Raw genomic sequence first — 19,578 nt, forward strand, 5'->3', positions numbered from 1 at the left:
ACGGGAATATTATAGTTTTTGGAATATTCTTTTATAAACGATAAAGCCTCTTTTGTTCGGTTATTGTCGAAAGTTATAAAAGGGTCGTCAAGCATTATCAATCTTCCTGCTTGATGAATTTTTGTAAGTATTGAAAGACGCATCGCTATATAAACGGCGTCCTTTGTTGCGGAAGATAGAAGTTCGACATTTCGCATTTCATTTTGTTTATCGGCGACAACGATTTTATCTTTATCGAAACCAGACATTATTATTCCCTCGTCCGATAATTTTTTCCCCGTAATGTGATTGTATAAAACTTTTGCATCTTTTGAAAGCGACTGAAATATATTATCGTTTTTTTTATTTATGCTAAAAAGCATCTCTTCCAAAAGTTTCAAAGCCTTTCTTCTTTTATTCAAATTAATTATTTCCTCTTTTATTCGAGCTAACTTGCTTTCAAAGTTTATTATCTCGGCATGAATATTATCGGAGTTATTGAGTTCGCCTTCGATATACGAAATATTATTTTTTATTTTATTTATCTCTTCTTTCAAAATATTTATTTCCGCTTCCAAATCTTTCAAATCGTTTTCTATTTTTTTTATTTCCATTTCGTTATAATCGTTTGGATTAACTCCTTTATCGTCAAGTTCTTTCAAAATTCTTACGCAATCCGTTTCGAGCAAATCTATATTTTGAAATCCGAGCCTTTTTGCTTCGGCAATTAATTTTTTATAATTTTCTTCCGCTTCTTTCAATAATAAATCGTAATTATATTTTATCTCGTAATATTCTTCTTTATTTTTCACTTTTAATTTGTCGAAAAGTCGAGCGAGCGCATTATTTTCATTTTCAAATTCTTTTAAATTATTTTCAAGTTCAAGATTATAATTTTTAGTTTCTTCATCATTATTTTCTTGCATCATAATTTCAATTTTGGCAAGTTCTTTATTTAATATATCTTTCAAAATTAAAATATCCGTTTCTTCAATATTTAATTCGGGTAAACTTTCCAATATATCTTTTACAAATTTAGAATTTTTATTTTCGTTTATTAAACATCCTTTAATAAACATAAAAGGAATTGCTGGAAGAATAATAAGAAGCCATAATGGATTTTTAAAATATAAAGCGAGCAAAGAAGAGATAAAAGCGATTATAATAAAAAATATTATTTTTGGAATTTTTTTATTTTTTTGAATCGACTCTTCGATTTTATTTAAATTTTTTAAAGCGTTTTCTATTCTTATTTTTACGCTTTCGCAATCGGTTTTTCTTTTTTCTTTTTCGTCCGCCGATTTTTTCAAAGCTTCAATTTTTCCGTTTAGATACGACATATTTGTTTTTAATTCTTCAATTTTTTTCGTTCTGCCGTTTATTTCGTTGGAATAATCGTTTTTAAAAATTATATTCTTGCCTAAAAAATCGTCCGCTTTATTGAAATTGTTTATTTGTTTGAGTAGATTGAGTTTTATAATTTTTGTTTCCGATTCTTTTTTCGATTTCATTAAAGAATATAATTTTTTTTGTTCTTCGATTTTTTCTTTTAAAATATTTTCATGCAAAAATAAATTTTCTTTCAATTCTTTTAAATTATCTTTTTTATTAACCGAATTTTTTATTCTATTGTATAAATTATTTAATGTTTTATCAATTTCATTTTTTTCGTTCGCCAAAATATTTAATTTATAATGAATAGAATTTTGAGCTTTCCCCGAATATTCCGCTTTTATTTCCGAAACCATTTTCCCGATGTCGATATCCGAAGAAAATAATTTTTTCTTTATTTCGCTTTCCCAATCTTTGGAATCTTTTTTGCTATCCGACATTTCAAAAATTATTTCGCTCTGCCTTATCGCGTATAAATTATTGTAAGATTGAGGATGAAGTTTTAAATTGTCGGGGATTTTTGGCTCTGAAGAAATATCAATATCGTTTCCGTATCTTAATTTTATTTGTTTTGAAAACGCGCTTACTCTTTTATTTTCCGAAAATAACAACATAAGAGAATCGAATATTGTCGTTTTTCCTGATTCGTTTTCTCCGTAAAATAAAGTAATTCCGTCCGATATTTTAAAAGATTGATTTTTAAATTTTCCGAATTTATTTAATTTTAAAATCATATTTTCCAACTTAATTTATTATTTTTTATTTCTTACTTATTATTTTGTAATGCCAAAGAAATCTTTTCAATTCCGATTCTTTTTGCAAGTTCGACAATTTCCAAATCTTCTTCGTTATTGTTTTTAAATTCAAATTCGTTCGCAATATTCAAAAATTCTTTTATTATATTTTCATTTAAAGCGTTTTCAAGAAAAAATAAATTAGAGCTTTTTATATTTATCTCACGGACAAATTCCAAATATTTATTTATAATTTCTTTCTTTTTAATTTCAAGCTGAATCTCGTCTTCTATTATTCCGTAAATATTTATGTCGATTATATCTTTATTGCTCCAATCTTTAGATATAATTTCAATTTTAGATTCCATTTCGCTTACATTCAAATTATAAACTCTATATTCTCCAGCGGATTTCAAATCTATATATTTTTTAGTTATAGAATTATCGTCTATATTGAGAGCCAAACATTTTCTAATTCCCATTTCCGATTTGCTTTTTCTCCAAACTCTTACCGAACCAGAATATATTATATTTATATTTTCAATATTTATTTCCATTTGTTTGTGAATATGTCCTATGACGGCAAGATTGGGATTTACTTTTTTAATTATTTCAATCGGTATGAAAGCGGATTCTTCGTTTTCTTCAATCGCCCATAAAGTTCCTTCGACAATTCCATGCCCAAAAAATATTCTGTTTTTTTCTTTTAAACTTTCAATTTCTTTTATAAAATCACTACCTAAATTATAATTTTCATTGTAAGCGACTGCGACTATATCCAAATTTTCTATATTGATAAAATCTGTTTCTTCTATTATTTTTATATTATCTGCGAATTTTAATTTGCTTAAAGCTATTCCGCCAGATTTTAAATATTCATGATTCCCTTTGAGCAAGTAAATATTTTTATCATAGATTTCGGACTTTTTTGAAAATTCTTCTTTAAGTTTTTCAGCATCCTCGAATGTATTGAAAGTATCTCCGAGCAAAAATAAAGCGTCATAATTTTTAGCGTTTTCTAAAATTTCTTCAAACACAGAAAAAGAATAAGATTTTTCAGATTCGCTTAAATGCAAATCCGAAGCTATTAATATTTTCGGCATAATAAAATTTCTCTAATTATTTTTATTTTATTCAAAAAATTTTTTATTAATCAATTTATTTAAAAAAATTTAACGACTGTATTTTTGTATTATAAAGTAAATATAATAATTAATCAATAGATTTTAATTGAAATATGATTTATAATATTTTTAATTTAATTTTAATTAGTTTTTAAGAGGTTTATTAATGAACGATTTAGTAAAAAAATATATCGAATATGCCAAAGAAAAATCGAACGCGGACGAAGTTTTAAATAAAAAATTAATCTCTAAAAACGAAAACTTTTTAAAATTAAAAGAATATTCAAAAAATAATCATAATCATGAAGAAGAATTTGAAATTTGCAAAGAACTTTCATTAGAATTAGAAAACATGGATATTTTAAAATCCTATAGCGCCGCTAATTTTATCGCCCACTCTTTTTATCATACAGACAAAATTGACGAAGAGATTGGAAAAAGAATAATAGATTTATTTTATAAGAATATAGATTATGCCTGCAGATTTATCGAAAATGTTTCCCAATTTTATAATGTGGACGAAGACGAATTAAACGAAAACGATTTTGCCAATTTGAATTTGGAAATAATGTATAGACTCGATTATAAACCATTGGAAGCGTTTTTGGGAATCGATATGATGGTAGCTCCGATAATGACTATTGCCTGCGGAAGTCGTCCATTAAGAAAGTATTTTAAAAGTTTAGAGCCTGTCGAATATATAGAATATTTGGAGAATTATAATAAGGGTTTGGGTTATTTGCATGTCGCCGCCGAAGCCTGCAATATTACAAAGATATTAATTTTATCTCCAAAAGTCGAGCGAGGATTTTTTATCGAAACCGCCGATATAAGCAACTGTTATTATCTTATAACTTTAATGGAAGCGGAATTATATAAAAAAGATTTATTAAAAAGATACGGAATTGACGGATACGAATTTAACGAAACGATTTATAATATCGCTACGGGAAAAGAATACCCGAAAGAATTTATTGAAACTCAAGCGCATCAGCAATACTACACGATATACGCTTTAGATATAGACGGAAAATACAAAATAGAAGATGAAAACGGCGAACTCGATTTGAATAATATAATTTACGGAGATATGGGACCAGAAGAAATTCCAAAAGATATTGAAAACACGCGTATAATTATTATGGATAGCGATGGGATGTGGAATAAAGCTATTAAATGGGATGCGAGTTATTTTACTAAATTGCATCCAAAACTTAATCCTTATCTTAAAATTTTGAATGAAATTTCTGACGAAGAATATAAAGATTGGATTAATAAAATAAAAGCTTATAATTCCAAATAAAAAATTACGGAGTTTTTATAAATGCAAATAGATTCAAAAACAATATTAACGGGATTATTCGCTTCGCCTTCCTTTCATAGCATATCTCCGATAATTCACAATAACGCTTTTGAAAAGTTGCGACTAAATTACGCATATTTGTCTTTTGAAGTGAATAAAGATAATTTAAAAGACGCGGTGCAATCTATAAAAACTCTCAATATGCGCGGAGTCAATCTTTCTATGCCGAATAAAAAAGAGGTTATTCAATATTTGGACGAAATCTCCGAAACCGCAAAACTCTCTCAAAGCGTAAATACTATAGTAAACGATAATGGAATTTTAAAAGGCTGCAGCACGGACGGTAAAGGTTTTTTCAAATCATTGGAAGAAGAAAAAATATTTATAAAAGATAAAAACATTACAATTTTAGGGACGGGCGGCGCTTCTATTGCGATAATTTCGCAAGCGGTATTTGAGGGAATTAAAAATATATTCGTATTCAAAAGAGATAAAAATTGGGAAGAGCAAAAAAAAATACTGGATAATATTGCAAGCAAAACTAATTGCAATATAGAATTAAATTCTTTGGAAGATAAAAATATTTTGAAAAGAAAAGTTGAAGAAAGCGATTTGCTCATAAACGCGACAAGCGTTGGAATGAAAGAAGATTTTTCATTGATTGAAGATAAAAGTTTTTTCAGAAAAGATTTGATAGTAAGCGACATTATTTATAATCCGTCAAAAACAAAATTGCTTCAAATTGCGGAAAAAGAAGGATGCAAAATTATAAACGGAATCGGAATGCTTTTATATCAGGGAGCTTTGTCTTTCGAGCTTTGGACTAATAAAAAAATACCCGTTGATTATATTAAAGAAATTATATTTAATTATTTTAAATAAATTTGATTTAAATAATTTGGTAAAGGTTATAAGATGGAAAATATTATAAAAATTAAAAATATCAAACTTGGAAACGGCGCTCCGAAAATATGCGTTCCCGTTATTGAAAAAACCGAAAAAGAAATTATTAAATATATAAAATATATAAACAAATTGCCAATCGACATTATAGAATTTCGAGCGGATTTTTATTTGGAAGATATTATTGAAAACGATGAAAAAAATATAAACGACAATATAATAGATTTATCAAAAGATATAAAAAAAATAACGAATAAACCAATATTATTTACATTGCGAAGCGATAAGGAAGGCGGAAAAATAAAAAATAATTCTTACGACAAAATAATAAATATTTATAAAGAGGTTATAGAAAATAAATGTTTCGATTTAATCGATTTGGAAATTTTAAGTTTAAAAGAAAAAGATATAAAAAATTTAATAAAACTTTCAAAAGAAAAAAATATAAAAACTATATTGTCGAATCATAATTTTAATAAAACTCCTTCAAAAAAATATATAATTTCGCTAATAAATAAAATGATAAAATTAAAATGCGATATTGTGAAAGTGGCTTATATGCCGAAAAATAAAAAAGATGCAATAGTTTTGCTTGACGCTATAACCGAAATAAAAGATTTTCCGATAATCGCGATATCGATGGGAAAACTTGGAATTATAACAAGAATATTCGGCTCGGTAATGACATTTGCATCGGCTAAATCTTCTTCGGCTCCAGGACAACTCGAAGCTATGAAATTAAAATACATATTGGATAATATTTACGATAATTTTATTTAAATTTATCATTTTATTATATTGATAAAAATATATTTCCCTATTATAATTAATAATATATTTTCCGATTATATATAATATATATTCTAAAAATATAAATAAAATATTTTGCGAGGTGTAAAATGAAAAATATAGCGTTAATTTTATCGGTTATTTTTGCCGTAGTTGTGGCATGCGAAACCACTCCAAAGAAAACTACTCCAGAACAAAGCGCGGGATTAAAACTTCCAAACGGAGTAAGCGTTAGGGAAACCCCAAGGGGAAGCGTTCTAAATTTATCTAACGGAAGAGAAGTGAAATTCAGATTCGACAGAAGTATAGAAATTGGAAGTTATGAAGACGCTTATAATTTGGTTTATCAAATAATCAACGATAATCCGAGTATAAGAATAATGGTGGAAGGAAATTCGAGTAAAGAAGGAAGCGCTCAATATAATTATAATTTATCTCAAAGAAGAGCGGATAAAAGTTATAATTATTTGATAAGATTGGGCGCTCAAAACAGCAAATTATTGAAAAACGCTTTCGGAGAAGCTTTGCCAGAATATCCAGAATTGGAAAACAACAGAAGAAGCGAATTCATAATTATAATGAACGAAGACGATTTGAAAAAATATAACGATTTCGCTAAAACTCTCGATGTTAATAAAGAAACCGAATAACTTTCAGTATAAATAAAAAATTAAATAAGGATTTAGGTTAAACTTTATGAAAAAATTTTTACTAATTTTTATTTTAATAATTCCTTTGATATTTGTAATTTCATGCAAAAGCACTCAAACCGCAGTTGTGGAAGAGCCCGAACCTGCTCCTCCGCCACCGCCTGTAGAGGAAGTTGTCGATGAATACCCCCCAGTAGTTGTAGCCGAAGAACCAACGCCAGATACGAATAGAAACGAATTAATTTTTCCAGCGGGAATTTCTATAAGAGAAACCGAAAGAGGAAAAATACTCGTGGTCGATACAAGAGCTATATACGATTTTGCTTCGACTAATATGCCTGCGAATGTTCCCGTTTCATTTGGACAGGTTATAGAGTTCATGAATATGAATGAAAATGTCACTATAATAATAGAAGGGCATACGAGCAATATGGGCATAGCTTATCCTTATAACTATAATCTATCGGTTGAAAGGGCAAGAAACGCTAAAATATATCTGGTTAATAGCGGAATTGCTGAAAACAGACTTATGGAAAGCCCTTTGGGAGAATCCCTTCCCGAATATCCTAATCAAGATGATTTGAGAAGAAACGAATTTGTAGTTATAACGAGCGATGAAGATTTGCAAGTTTATAGCGATTTTGTATTAGGATTGGATATGAGAAAAGAAACTACATACATGGGAAATTAATTTTATTTACGAATTAAACCTCATGTAAAATTTTTAGCAAACGAAAATTACATGAGGTTTTTTATTGTCAATATAACGCTTAAAAAATTATGATTTTAGAGATTTTTAATGAACTTCAAATTTTATTATCCGATTTAGTTTTTTCGGGGGCGGATAATATAGACGATGATTTTATAGAAAAAATAAATTTAATAGAAAAAAAATTAAATAAATTTGAAATGAACTTTGCAAAAAATTTGATTGAAGATTTAATCATTTCTTTAAAAGAATATAAAAAAAATAAAGATATAAAAAAAGTTTCTAAAAATATTTCTAAATTGGAATTTTATTTAAGTTATGCTTTATTCAATCTTTCAGATTAATAATTAATTAGTCATTGCGAGATTTAAAAAATACTCGCAACGACAATAAATTATTTATTATTGTATCAAATTCACTCTCACGGAATCCGAAGGTAATTGAGAAGCGTCCCCAACATCCGTATCGTTCAAAACTTTTATACTTCCGTCAACCAATTTTTGATAAATATTATCGTAATCTTCTTGACTGAATTGCATGAATCTTGAGGTTTCCATTGGAAGTCCGATTCCATGAACTTTAGCGTCCAAAACCACAGACTGCCCGCCTGGAAAATTGCCTTTATAAAATTCGTCTATCGCATTATAAACGGACTCGCCAATCATTTTCATCGCCGAAGTTATAACGGAAGAAGATTCTCCGCTTTGGTCTACATCGACTCCGATTACCAAACCGTTATTTTGTTCCGCAGCCGCCATTACGGAATTTCCCGCTCCGCCGCCAGCGACAAATATAACTTGAACTCCGTTTCTATACCAAGAAGCGGCTTTGGTTTGAATTTCTGGACTCGGATTGAAACCGCCGAGATAATTATAATCTACTTTAGCATTTCTTATTCCCAATTCTTTAGCCGCATAATTTACGCCTTGAACGAATCCATAACCGAATCGAACTACCGCTGGAACCGCCATTCCGCCCATAAATCCCAGATTAGTATATCCGTCTTTAACCGCTCCATAGCCCGCTAAAAATCCCGCTTGTTCTTCCGCATAGAAAACCGAATAAACATTTTTTTCTATTCTAAAGTCCGTGTAAGTGCCGTCTTGAGGGCTTCCGTCCAAAAGAACAAAATTAACTTCGGGATGAGTATCTTGAGCTTTGTATATCGCTGGCTCGAATAAAAATCCCGGAGTTACCACTATTTTCGCTCCCGCCGCAACCGCCAAATCTATCGAGTCGATATAGGCGTCCGTAGTTTTTTCGGTAGGCTGATAATATTTATGCGTTATTCCTTTTTCGTCCGCATACCGTTTCAAACCTTCCCAAGAACCCTGATTAAAAGACCTGTCGTCAATAGTGCCGACATCGGTTATCAAGGCAAGCTCATAACCTTTTTTGTTGTCCTCACATGATAAAGAAAGTATCGATACAGTCAATATCATTACGATTAACGCTAAAAAATTTTTCATGTTTTTTCTCCTCGCCAATATTATGGCATTTTTTATTTTTTATCTAAATTAATCGGTAAAAATTAATTTATAAACTAACTTAAGAAAAAATAATATCATTGTATTAAATTTACTCTCACTATATCCAACGGCAATTTATTTACATCTTTTGCGTCCGTATCTTTCAAAACCTTTATACTTCCGTCAACCAATTTTTGATAAATATTATCGTAGTCTTCTTGAGTAAATTTTGTAAATCTTGAGGTTTCCATTGGAAGTCCTATTCCATTAACTTTTGCGTCCAAAATCACCGATTGCCCGCCTGGAAAATTACCGTTATAAAAATCATCTATCGCGTTGTAAACGGATTCGCCAATCATTTTCATTGCCGAAGTTATAACCGTAGGAGAATCTCCGCTTTGGTCTACATCGACTCCGATTACCAAACCGTTATTTTGTTCCGCCGCAGCCATTACCGAATTAGCCGCAGCTCCAGCAGGCGCAAATATAACTTGAACTCCGTTTATAAACCAAGAAGCCGCAGTAGTTTGAACTTCTGGAGTAGGGTCGTAAACTCCTATATATGTATAATCCACTTTAATACCGCCCGCTCTCATACCCAATTCTTTAGCCGCATAATTAGCTCCTTGGACGAATCCATAACAGAATCTTATAACCGCAGGTTCCGCCATCCCGCCCATAACTCCCAAATTAGTGTATCCTTCTTTAACTATTCCGTAGCCCGCTAAAAATCCCGCTTCTTCTTCGGCGTATAAAACCGAATAAACATTTTTTTCTATTCTAAAATCCGTATAAGTTCCGTCTTGAGGAGTGCCGTCTAAAATAACAAAATTAACTTCGGGGTATTCGTCTTGCACTTTATATATTGCGGGTTCAAATAAATAACCCGGAGTTACTACTAATTTTGCTCCCGCCGAAACCGCCAATAATATTGAATCGATTTTAGAATCCGTATCTTTCGCCGTAGGTTTATAATATTTATAAGTTATGCCTTTTTCTTCGGCATACTTTTTCAAACCTTCCCAAGAGCCTTGATTAAAAGATTTGTCGTCTATGGTTCCCATATCCGTTATCAAGGCAAGCTCATAACCTTTTTTGTTGTCTGCGCATGATATTGAAAGTATAGATACAATCAATATCATTACGACTAACGCTGAAAAATTTTTCATGTTTTTCTCCTCGCCAATATTATGGCATTTTTTATTTATTTATAATTAATCAATAAAAATTAATTAATTCGTAAAATTAGCATTATCTTTTTTTATAAGGACTTTTATAGATTCAATAACCAAATCTATAGCCTCTTCTCCCGTATAATCTTTTTTATCGTTTATATTATTTTTTACTCTCTCCTGATTATGAAGAACGAGCATAGCCGCTCCCGTCCGAACATTTTTAGAAGAACCTATGGCAAATAAAGTGGCGGATTCCATCTCCGAAGCCAAAGCTCCAGCCTTTATATAAGAATCCCATTTATATAATAATTCTTTATCCACAGCCATACTGTCTGGAGCATGTTGGGAATAGAAAGCGTCTTTGCATTGCACTATTCCAACATGAGATTTATTTTTTATATTTTTACTCGCTTCAATCATAGCTTCCAAAATTTCTATATTTGGAATGCATGGAAATTCTTTTGGAATATAATTATCCATAGTCCCGCCCAATTTTATAGCGCCGTTTACTATCACTATATCGCCGGGCAAAACATCCATATTCATTCCTCCGCAAGTTCCGACTCTTATGAATGTGTCCGCTCCCACTTTAATCAATTCTTCCAAAGCTATTGCGGTAGAAGGTCCTCCAATTCCATGCGAAGTTGCCGAAACTTTTACTCCGTCAATATATCCCGTCCAAGTCGCATATTCTCTAAAATCTGCAATCAATTTTGGACTATCGAATCTTTTTGCAATTTTTTCGCATCTTTTCGGGTCGCCAGGCATTATGACATATCTTCCAACATCGCCTTTTTTCAATTTGAGATGATGAACGAGATTTTCATTTTCTTCATAATAGGCTTTCGGATATTCAAACATAATAATTCCTTTTCAAACTTCAACTTTTCTTATCCAATATAACTATAGATTCCAACGCCGTTAATATCATATTTTCTATATCGCTCGAATAATTCAAATGAGTTCCGAGTCTTTCAATCATAGTATTTTCGACTATATGCATAATCGCTCCCGCTCGCACTTTTCTAAGCTCGGCGCATGAAAATAAAGCGGCGCATTCCATTTCGGATGCAATCGCTCCGCATAAAGTGTAGTATTTCAAATTATTTTCAAATTTTTCTCTAAAAAAAGAATTTTGAGGCTCTGTCTCTCCGTAAAAACAATCTTTGCTGTGAACGACTCCTATATGATAATTATAATTTTTTTCTTTAGCCGCGTCTCGTAATGCAAAAATTATGTCGGTATTTGCAATCGCTGGATATTCGAACGGAATATATTCTTTTGAAGTTCCTTCGTCTTTTATAGCCGCTTGAGCTATAGCCAAATCGCCAGATTGAACTTTTAAACTTAATCCTCCCGCAGTGCCAACCCTGATAAAAGTGTCCGCTCCGATTTTTATCAATTCTTCCATCGCAATCGAGGCGGAAGGTCCTCCAATTCCAGTGGAAGTGATTGAAACGGGAATATTTTTATATTTGCCCGTAACCGTAACATATTCTCTATAATCCGCTTTCAAAACCGCATCGTCTAAATATTTTGCTATGAAACCGACTCTTTTTGGGTCGCCTGGCAAAAGGACATATCTTGCGACATCGCCTTTTTTTAATTTGATATGATATTGAAGAAGTCCCTTTTTATCCGATTCCTTATCATAAAATGCACCTTTATATTTAGCTTCCATAAAAATTTAAATTCCTATTTATGATTAACTTTCTTTCATTAATTATCTTTAGCGGATTTCATTATTGCAATTCCGCTGCTCGTTCCCAATCTGTTAGCTCCAGCGTTTATCATTTTTATAGCGTCTTCGTAGGTTTTTATTCCGCCAGAAGCTTTGACTCCCATTTTATCGCCAACCGTTTTTCGCATAAGCTCGATATCATGCTCGGTAGCTCCGCCCGTAGAAAATCCTGTTGAAGTTTTTACAAAATCAGCTCCATATTCTTTCGCTATTTTACAAGCCAATATTTTTTCTTTATCGTCTAAAAGGCAAGTTTCAATTATTACTTTAAGAACGGACGCTTTGCAAGCTTCTCGAACTTTTTTTATATCTCTTTCAAACAAATCTATCTTACCGCTTTTTAAGAGTCCGATATTTATAACCATATCTATTTCTTCCGCTCCGCTATCTACCGCAAATTTAGCCTCGTAAGCCTTTGCTTCTTTTATCATAGCGCCTAAAGGAAATCCTACAACCGAACAGACTTTAACATCCGAGTGGAGTAAAAAATTATAAGCGACATTGACATAAGCGGAATTCACGCAAACGGAATAAAAATTATATTCTTTCGCTTCGATGCATAATCTTCTTATATCGTCTATTGAAGCTTCTGGTTTTAAGATTGTGTGGTCTATTAATCGATTTATATTTTGCATTTTATACCTCTGATAATAATATTATATAAAAGATTATATTATTGTCAAATTAAATCTTAATATTTTATGATTTTTTATATTGACTTAATAAAAAACAGAACCCCGCATAATTGGAGTTCCGTTTTATATTTAACTTAAATAAAATTTTTTAATAGTTTACTTTACTTTTTTATAATATAAATCTATAGTTATATTCTCCTTTAGCTCGTAAGGTTGTATAGGATATCCTTTCTGTGAACCTATAAAAAAAGGAGAATAACCTGTTGGGTATTGGAATTTACCATTATTTACAGAATATTTTTCAACTTCAATAGGTTCTTCATCACCTGCGTTAACTCGCTTTAAAATTTCCATTTGTATTTGTTCATCTTCATTAAAAGAATAATGTTTGGAATTTTCTCCAGAACTAACGCCATAATCTCTTTCCTCTTTATTATTAATTTTTAAACTATTAAATAAATCGCCTGGGTAATATCTATAAGAAACTGTAGACGGTAAATGCCAAATAATTTTAAGTATAAGATTTGTTTTTCGTTTGCGATGCGTTATAATTATATGTTTATCTTCATAATTTGGATTGTCTATTACAAACCCGATTTTATAATCACTTGTAATACCATTTACAATTATTTTATCAGCTCTATATTGACTATTGATTGCAGGATAACCTACTATTATACCTATCGATGATAAATATGTAGGAATTTCATAAGTGGTATTTGGTTTTATATCACTTTTATAAACTCCGTTATTATTTGGATATTTTAAATCTACAAATAAATATCTAGCTGCGTAAGATGCATTATAATCAAAAGTTAAAGTGTATGTGTTTTTAAATAGCACTTTAATATTTTTATCTTCATTCATAATTAAAGTTAAATTAGCATTCTTTACTTCTTCTTTATCACTAATAATATATTTATCGAATTTATAAGATGTATCTGGTAACGCAGTTAATTCAACTTCCGTTCCTTTCCAAAATTCATAATCATATAGAACATCAATACCGTTTGTTTTTACAATAAATTTTCCTTCTCCTTCTTTCTTTACAGTTAATGTAGTTTTTTCGTCAGATACGGTTATTAATACATTTTTATCCGAGTCCATAAGAATTTTGGCACTTTCACTATTTTCCTTTTCTGGTATAGCACCCGCCCAAACTACTTTCATAAATCTATAATTATTATTAATAGGAGAAACAGAAACAACAACTATAGCATCCTTTATTATTTTATATTCATATTTATTAACCTCAATGAATTCTCCATCCGACCAACCGCCATCAATATAAGCATATAAATCGGATATCTCTCCATCTACGATAATTTTTAAGGTATAATATTCTTTTTCAGGGGAAAGAGGATTATCGTCTTTTTTACATGTCATTAATATCGTAAGCATTAATAATATTAAAATAAAATTTTTAATTTTATTCATTTGTAGTCTCCTCTAATAAAATTATTTACTTAAAACATTAATAAGTTTGTCTAAATATTCATAAAGTTCTTTTTCTTCTTCTGGGAATTGGTAGGATTTTGTGCAATAAACTCCGTCAACTTCTCCAAATAATTTATTTTTCTTTAGTAAATTCTCTATAACTTTTCTATCTTCTTCTTTTGATTTTTCATTTTTTGATTTTGAAGAAATTAATATATTCGTTGAATTGGGAGCAAATTCTACATCCACTTTATATGGAATTTTTCCTCCGCAATTAACCAACCATTGATTTCCTCCCCAAGGAGTAATTGAACCACCATGTATATCTCGCATATTTTTAGCTCTAATATTGCCTAATTCGTTATACATTTCGGCGATTAATTTAACTTTATCCAATTCTCCTTTATTGTTTATTAGGTTTTCATAAAAATCTTTTTCTAAAACTTCCATTTTAAAATCTCCTTTGTTATAATCATTATATATATCAGCTATCAAATGAGTTTTTTCAAGGTTTTCATTTTTAGCTTTTATATCCTCATAAAAATCTTTTTCCAAAGACGACATTTTTGAGCCGCCTTTTTCTTTTAATATTTGCAAATAATGTTCCGCCAAAACGAACCATTCTTTTTTTGAATTGATTTTTAAATTTTTTATTCCTTTCTTTACGCATTGAGTATAAAAATCGTTTACTCCGCCGTCATAACCGACTACGATTTTTATTAATTTTTTAGGAATTCCATCTATGCTTTGATTTTCAGGTATTTTTCCCGAATCGGGAACTAAATAAACCATTCTATCTACTTTAAATTTTTCAGAAATATAATCGTAATATTTTTTTAATTGTCTGTAAGTGTCGCCCGCCCAATTAATTTTATTTTCTATAATAACCGCTCTTTTTCTTTTTTTGGATTTGATTAAAATATCGATTCTTCCTCTTCTGTCTTCGTCCGAGTTAATGCAGTTCTCTCTTAAAACTTCGCAGTCTTTATATTGTTTATAATCCACATCTATAAAAGAAAGAAAAGGATTCAAAAATGCTTTATTTTTAAGTAATTGTTTTATTATATCCGAATGAAAATCTTCGGTATAATATTTTTCAGACATTACTTTTAGAATATTGAAATCAAAATTAAAACTATTCTTTTTGTTTTCTTCTTCCGCCTCTTTTTTATATTTCGTTATTCTCTCTTCTGTTAAAAAAGAATTTAAATATTCTTTAGCCAAAATTACTTTTTTTCTATCCCTTTGATAAATATTCTCATAGCAAATTTTTAAATCGTTAAAATTGTAATTCATAATATTCTCCTAAATGACGAGTCGAATGATTTAACAAGAATGTTAAAAATATTTGATATATTTCCTGACGAAATAATAAAACTAATTGAAATATATAAAAAATTAGAATATCGGCATAGGCAAGGCAAGGCAAGGCAAGGCAAGGCAAGGCAAGGCAAGGCAAGGCAAGGCAAGGGATAAATATACAGTAATTTAATCTAATCATAATGGAAATATTATAACATGTTTATATTTTTTGTCAACATAATTATTAAAAAAATTCTACTTTAAAATTCAAATATTATATGTAAAAACTATACTTTAAAACTATTGCTTTTTTTTTTATTTATGTTATTATTTTTAAATCCTAAATGTTAATTTATAAGCGCGGGCGTCGTATAATGGTTATTACCTTAGACTTCCAATCTAAAGATGACGGTTCGATTCCGTTCGCCCGCTAATAATCAAAATCTTCTATAAATATTTTATATGCGAAATCTATGAAATCCATTACAAAAACAGCGGAAGAATTATTGAAACGAAGAGATTTGCTTAAATCTCAAATTATATCTGACGAAAACGAATTAAAAACATTCAAAGACGCGCTTGAAATATACAGAAAGGAAATTGAAAAAGCGAAAGAGAATAAAGAAAGCGAGGAACATTGCAAAAATATATTGAAAGATTTTTTAAACGGAGGATTCGAATATAATTGCAATACGAAAGGAAAAATCGATTTGGCAATAAAATATAAAAACGAAGTAAAAGCGATTGTCGAAACTAAAAATTACGACAACAAAAACGAAATGATAAAAGACAACGATTATTATTATAAATCTTTTTATCAGTCGGTTCTTTATTATTACAAAGCCAAAAAAGATTTGAATAAAGATTTTAGTATAGAGCATGCGATAATAACGGACTTTTATAATTTGTATTTATTTTTAAGAAGCGATTTTGAATTTATTTCGGAAAATAAACAGATAATAAATTTTTTCAATGTTAGGAAAATCGACATCGACAGCAAAGATTTTTATAATTCTTCAAAAACTATACTTGAAAAAATTAATCGCGAAGTTGTCGGTTATAAGATTAATTTGTTCGAGGACGACGCGGAAATTATATACAGATTTTTGAGTCCTTATAATATTTGTTCTTTGAGAATAAATAACGATTTTAATATTATCTCGAATACTTTTTATAGAGAGATAATTTATATGATGGGGCTTGAAGAAAATAAAGATAAGAAATTAGTTTTGAATAAAATCGACAATACTTTAATCAAACTTACGATGGATATTTTGGACGAAGATTTAAGTGCGGAAGAAAAATTTGAAGAGGCTTTGAAATTAAATATTTTATGGATTAACAGAATTTTATTTTTGAAAATGCTCGAAGCCCAATTAAGAGTTTTTAGAAACGATAATAATTTGCATATTTTAAACCCGAACGAAATTGTCGATTATTCTTTTTTATATACTTTATTTTTTAAGGTTTTGGCAAAAAGCAAAGAGCGAAGAATAACGGAAAATAAAGAAAGCGAATATTATAAACATATTCCTTATTTGAATAGTTCTTTATTCGAGGAAACGGAAAAAGAAAAAACAAATACAATAACGAAATTAAATAATTCTTTGAAAATGAAAATAATGACGGGAAGCGTTTTGTATAAAGACAGAGATTTTGACAAAAAAGAATTAACATTTTTGGAATATATTTTAAGATTTTTGAATTGTTATATCTTTAATAGCGGCGGCAACAATAACGATAATTCAAATATCAATAAAAATACGATAATAAAATCTTCAGTTTTGGGTTTGGTTTTTGAAAGACTGAACGGTTATAAAGACGGCTCGCATTTCACTCCGCCAGCGATTACAATGTATATGGCAAAATATTCAATCGAAAAAGCGATTGTCAATAAATTCAATAAATATTTTGAAAATTCGGATTTCAAGAATATTGACGAAATAAAAAATTATGTGGACGCGAATATTCATAAAATTAAAGACGATGTTAAATATATAATCGATTCTATTAGCATAATCGACCCAGCATGCGGAAGCGGACATTTCTTGGTTGCCTGCTTGAACGAACTTATAAAAATAAAAAGTTATTTGCATGTTTTGTCTCCCGATATTGAAGTCAATATTTTCGATGACGAACTTGTTATTAATTACATGAACGGCGAAGAATATAAATATAATATGGAAGCGGGAGAGATTAACGAGAAAAAACAGAATATACAAAAAATTTTATTTACGGCGAAAAAACATATAATAAATAATCAGCTTTACGGAGTCGATATAAATCCTAATTCGGTAAATATTTGCAGATTGAGGCTTTGGATAGAATTATTAAAATCGAGTTATTATGTCGAGAAAAATTATATTGATTTGGCTATACTTCCAAATTTGGAATTTAAGATTTTGCCCGCAAACAGTTTGATTGAGCTTGAAGAAAACGACAACGGAAATAATTTGAAATTGAATTGGGACAGAACGGAGCTAATAAAAAATATGCGAGATTATTTCAATGCCGATTTTGAAACAAAAAAAGAAATCAGAAAAAATGTTTTGAAATTATTGAAAGAATATTCGGAATATAATTTGAAGTTGAAAGATTATAATCCTTTCGATATGCTTAAAAGCTACGATTTTTTCGACAGCGGAATTATGTTTGGGATTGATAAATTCGATATTGTGATAGGAAATCCGCCTTATGTTTCTAATAAACAAATTAAAAACGAGGATATGGTTAATTATAAAAAATTATACGGAATACAAGACGATTTATACTATTATTTTTATATAAAAGGGATTAAATTACTTAAAGATAATGCAATATTGTCTTATATAAGCTCCAACAGTTTTTTAACTATTCAAAGTAAAAAAGGATTGAGAGAAATTCTACAAAGCAAACATTTATTGGAAATTATAAATACGGGAAATGTTTTTGAACATGCCGAAGTAGAACCTGCAATTGTCACTTTTATAAACAAGGATTTAAAAGATTATGAATTCTATTATTCGGATAATACTAAAGAAGATAATCCCGTATCAAAAAATAATTCTATAAAAATAAATATCAATGTTTTTATCAATTCGCCAAATTCTATTTTCTTTACTCCAAACAAATTTAATATGCAACTTTATAATAAATTTATAAAAGAGGCTTCTACTCTTATTAGTCAAAAATGGGATTTGATAAAAACAAGTAGAGATATAGAGAAAAATCAAAGCGTTTTAGAAAATTATAGAAATTCTTTGAAAGAAGGAGACATTACTTTATTGGGTTTAATAACGGAAGGCGGGCAAGGATTGGCTACGGCTAATAACGGAAAATATGTAGGAATTATTGAAAATACAAAAGACGCCGAAAGGGTTTATAATCAAAGATTGGAAAAAATAAATTATTTTAATAAAGAACATAAAACTAATTATGATATTTCTAAAATGAAAGAAAAAGAAATAAGAGAACTTTTTGATTTATTAAAAGAAAAACACGGAAGAGATATTTTTGGACAAGGATTTATATATAGGATAGTTTCAAAAAACGAAATAGCGGATATTAATAATTTGAGTAAAGACGAAAAAGAAAACGGAATAAAAAATAATAAAACTTTTGTTCCTTACGATAAAGGCGATAAAGAAGGCAATAAATGGTATTCGCCAACCGTATTTGCAATTGATTGGAATTGCAACAATGTTAAATTTCTTAAAGAAAATAGCGGTAAAAAAGGCGAAGGCATGCCTGTTCTGAGAAACCCACAATTTTATTTTAAAGAGGGGTTTAGTTGGAATAATGTTTTAAATCCAAATTCGGAATATATAAAAGCAAGATATAAAGAAGTTTCTATTAACGATGTGGCAAGTATGAGTTTATATAATTTATACGATAAAACTTCAAGCAAATATTTTTTAGTATTATTGAATTCTTATTTTTTATTTTATTATTTAAGAACTTTTATAAATAATACGGTTAATTTACAAATAAACGATGTGAGACAATTACCAATTATTATACCTAATCAAAAACAATTAAAACAATCGGAAATTTTATTCGACAAAGGAAAAGATATTAAAGAAAGAAGAATAAATAATTTAATTAACGAAGAGCAAGAAGAAAAAGAATTAAAGATATTGCAGGAAGAGGTTGACGAGTTTGTTTGCGAGTTGTATGGTGTTAGTTAAATAAAAATATTTTCTTATTTTTGATTTACAAATTCATAATTATTTAAAAGCAAATGTTCCACTAATTTAA

17 protein-coding genes and 1 tRNA gene are annotated in these 19,578 nt (G+C 29.4%); 9 read left to right on the forward strand and 9 right to left on the reverse strand.

Annotated features, from left to right (window positions below):
* The coding region (locus EZH24_RS00315) for an ATP-binding protein (protein ID WP_137997144.1) at positions 1 to 2,105 on the reverse strand (2,105 nt) is incomplete at its 3' end.
* A 32-nt stretch (positions 2,106 to 2,137) separates the two neighbouring features.
* A complete protein-coding gene (locus EZH24_RS00320) occupies positions 2,138 to 3,208 on the reverse strand; it encodes a metallophosphoesterase (RefSeq protein ID WP_137997145.1) in 1,071 nt (356 codons plus the stop codon).
* 187 nt (positions 3,209 to 3,395) lie between these two features.
* On the opposite strand from EZH24_RS00320, the gene EZH24_RS00325 reads away from it, so the two are divergent.
* The 6 genes from EZH24_RS00325 to EZH24_RS00350 all read left to right on the forward strand — a co-directional run bounded on the left by EZH24_RS00325 (position 3,396) and on the right by EZH24_RS00350 (position 7,927).
* Entirely contained in the window at positions 3,396 to 4,532 is a 1,137-nt protein-coding gene (locus EZH24_RS00325; protein WP_137997146.1) for a hypothetical protein, read from the forward strand.
* Positions 4,533 to 4,553: 21 nt separating this feature from the next.
* Positions 4,554 to 5,414 (forward strand): shikimate dehydrogenase, encoded by an 861-nt coding sequence (gene aroE / locus EZH24_RS00330; RefSeq protein ID WP_137997147.1) that lies wholly within the window; start codon positions 4,554 to 4,556, stop codon positions 5,412 to 5,414.
* Positions 5,415 to 5,447: 33 nt separating this feature from the next.
* Positions 5,448 to 6,215 carry a type I 3-dehydroquinate dehydratase gene (gene aroD / locus EZH24_RS00335; RefSeq protein WP_137997148.1) on the forward strand — a complete coding sequence of 256 codons (768 nt, stop codon included), beginning with the start codon at positions 5,448 to 5,450 and terminating at the stop codon, positions 6,213 to 6,215.
* Positions 6,216 to 6,334: 119 nt separating this feature from the next.
* Complete coding sequence (locus EZH24_RS00340; protein WP_137997149.1) at positions 6,335 to 6,874, forward strand: OmpA family protein; 540 nt, start codon at positions 6,335 to 6,337, stop codon at positions 6,872 to 6,874.
* A gap of 46 nt (positions 6,875 to 6,920) precedes the next feature.
* The gene (locus EZH24_RS00345) at positions 6,921 to 7,565 is read left to right on the forward strand and encodes an OmpA family protein (protein WP_137997150.1); all 645 of its coding nucleotides are present in this window, start codon (positions 6,921 to 6,923) and stop codon (positions 7,563 to 7,565) included.
* 89 nt (positions 7,566 to 7,654) lie between these two features.
* On the forward strand, positions 7,655 to 7,927 hold the full coding sequence (locus EZH24_RS00350; protein ID WP_137997151.1) for a hypothetical protein: 273 nt from the start codon (positions 7,655 to 7,657) through the stop codon (positions 7,925 to 7,927).
* 57 nt (positions 7,928 to 7,984) lie between these two features.
* Here EZH24_RS00350 and EZH24_RS00355 read toward each other — a convergent pair whose 3' ends face one another.
* From EZH24_RS00355 to EZH24_RS00385, 7 genes are all read right to left on the reverse strand, one after another.
* Positions 7,985 to 9,052: a BMP family lipoprotein gene (locus tag EZH24_RS00355; protein ID WP_137997152.1), complete on the reverse strand. Its 1,068-nt coding sequence runs from the start codon at positions 9,050 to 9,052 to the stop codon at positions 7,985 to 7,987.
* A gap of 95 nt (positions 9,053 to 9,147) precedes the next feature.
* Positions 9,148 to 10,221: a BMP family lipoprotein gene (locus tag EZH24_RS00360; RefSeq protein WP_137997153.1), complete on the reverse strand. Its 1,074-nt coding sequence runs from the start codon at positions 10,219 to 10,221 to the stop codon at positions 9,148 to 9,150.
* Between the two features lie 63 nt (positions 10,222 to 10,284).
* Positions 10,285 to 11,088: a uridine phosphorylase gene (gene udp, locus EZH24_RS00365; RefSeq protein ID WP_137997154.1), complete on the reverse strand. Its 804-nt coding sequence runs from the start codon at positions 11,086 to 11,088 to the stop codon at positions 10,285 to 10,287.
* Positions 11,089 to 11,107: 19 nt separating this feature from the next.
* On the reverse strand, positions 11,108 to 11,908 hold the full coding sequence (locus EZH24_RS00370; protein WP_137997155.1) for a nucleoside phosphorylase: 801 nt from the start codon (positions 11,906 to 11,908) through the stop codon (positions 11,108 to 11,110).
* 38 nt (positions 11,909 to 11,946) lie between these two features.
* The gene (gene deoC / locus EZH24_RS00375; protein ID WP_137997156.1) at positions 11,947 to 12,603 is read right to left on the reverse strand and encodes a deoxyribose-phosphate aldolase; all 657 of its coding nucleotides are present in this window, start codon (positions 12,601 to 12,603) and stop codon (positions 11,947 to 11,949) included.
* A gap of 156 nt (positions 12,604 to 12,759) precedes the next feature.
* Positions 12,760 to 14,040: an InlB B-repeat-containing protein gene (locus EZH24_RS00380; RefSeq protein ID WP_137997157.1), complete on the reverse strand. Its 1,281-nt coding sequence runs from the start codon at positions 14,038 to 14,040 to the stop codon at positions 12,760 to 12,762.
* A 21-nt stretch (positions 14,041 to 14,061) separates the two neighbouring features.
* The gene (locus EZH24_RS00385; RefSeq protein ID WP_137997158.1) at positions 14,062 to 15,336 is read right to left on the reverse strand and encodes a PD-(D/E)XK nuclease family protein; all 1,275 of its coding nucleotides are present in this window, start codon (positions 15,334 to 15,336) and stop codon (positions 14,062 to 14,064) included.
* A gap of 39 nt (positions 15,337 to 15,375) precedes the next feature.
* Here EZH24_RS00385 and EZH24_RS13935 point away from each other — a divergent pair, with 39 nt between their 5' ends.
* The 3 genes from EZH24_RS13935 (at position 15,376) to EZH24_RS00395 (ending at position 19,508) form a co-directional block, all read left to right on the forward strand.
* Entirely contained in the window at positions 15,376 to 15,516 is a 141-nt protein-coding gene (locus tag EZH24_RS13935) for a hypothetical protein (RefSeq protein WP_161976084.1), read from the forward strand.
* Positions 15,517 to 15,702: 186 nt separating this feature from the next.
* Positions 15,703 to 15,774, forward strand: a tRNA-Gly gene (locus tag EZH24_RS00390).
* 41 nt (positions 15,775 to 15,815) lie between these two features.
* Entirely contained in the window at positions 15,816 to 19,508 is a 3,693-nt protein-coding gene (locus EZH24_RS00395) for a type IIG restriction enzyme/methyltransferase (RefSeq protein WP_137997159.1), read from the forward strand.
* The last annotated feature ends 70 nt before the right edge of the window (positions 19,509 to 19,578 follow it).

It is taken from the genome of Brachyspira catarrhinii (assembly GCF_005518285.1).
In the GTDB taxonomy this organism is placed as follows: Bacteria; Spirochaetota; Brachyspiria; order Brachyspirales; family Brachyspiraceae; genus Brachyspira; species Brachyspira catarrhinii.

Excerpts from the sequence above, each read along its gene's own strand:
- EZH24_RS00345 (WP_137997150.1), top strand. The coding sequence starts at position 6,921 with ATGAAAAAATTTTTACTAATTTTTATTTTAATAATTCCTTTGATATTT.
- EZH24_RS00325 (WP_137997146.1), top strand. The coding sequence starts at position 3,396 with ATGAACGATTTAGTAAAAAAATATATCGAATATGCCAAAGAAAAATCG.
- EZH24_RS00370 (WP_137997155.1), bottom strand. The coding sequence starts at position 11,908 with ATGGAAGCTAAATATAAAGGTGCATTTTATGATAAGGAATCGGATAAA.
- EZH24_RS13935 (WP_161976084.1), top strand. The coding sequence starts at position 15,376 with ATGTTAAAAATATTTGATATATTTCCTGACGAAATAATAAAACTAATT.
- aroE (WP_137997147.1), top strand. The coding sequence starts at position 4,554 with ATGCAAATAGATTCAAAAACAATATTAACGGGATTATTCGCTTCGCCT.
- EZH24_RS00385 (WP_137997158.1), bottom strand. The coding sequence starts at position 15,336 with ATGAATTACAATTTTAACGATTTAAAAATTTGCTATGAGAATATTTAT.
- EZH24_RS00395 (WP_137997159.1), top strand. The coding sequence starts at position 15,816 with ATGAAATCCATTACAAAAACAGCGGAAGAATTATTGAAACGAAGAGAT.
- udp (WP_137997154.1), bottom strand. The coding sequence starts at position 11,088 with ATGTTTGAATATCCGAAAGCCTATTATGAAGAAAATGAAAATCTCGTT.
- EZH24_RS00360 (WP_137997153.1), bottom strand. The coding sequence starts at position 10,221 with ATGAAAAATTTTTCAGCGTTAGTCGTAATGATATTGATTGTATCTATA.
- EZH24_RS00355 (WP_137997152.1), bottom strand. The coding sequence starts at position 9,052 with ATGAAAAATTTTTTAGCGTTAATCGTAATGATATTGACTGTATCGATA.
- deoC (WP_137997156.1), bottom strand. The coding sequence starts at position 12,603 with ATGCAAAATATAAATCGATTAATAGACCACACAATCTTAAAACCAGAA.
- EZH24_RS00320 (WP_137997145.1), bottom strand. The coding sequence starts at position 3,208 with ATGCCGAAAATATTAATAGCTTCGGATTTGCATTTAAGCGAATCTGAA.
- aroD (WP_137997148.1), top strand. The coding sequence starts at position 5,448 with ATGGAAAATATTATAAAAATTAAAAATATCAAACTTGGAAACGGCGCT.
- EZH24_RS00340 (WP_137997149.1), top strand. The coding sequence starts at position 6,335 with ATGAAAAATATAGCGTTAATTTTATCGGTTATTTTTGCCGTAGTTGTG.
- EZH24_RS00350 (WP_137997151.1), top strand. The coding sequence starts at position 7,655 with ATGATTTTAGAGATTTTTAATGAACTTCAAATTTTATTATCCGATTTA.
- EZH24_RS00380 (WP_137997157.1), bottom strand. The coding sequence starts at position 14,040 with ATGAATAAAATTAAAAATTTTATTTTAATATTATTAATGCTTACGATA.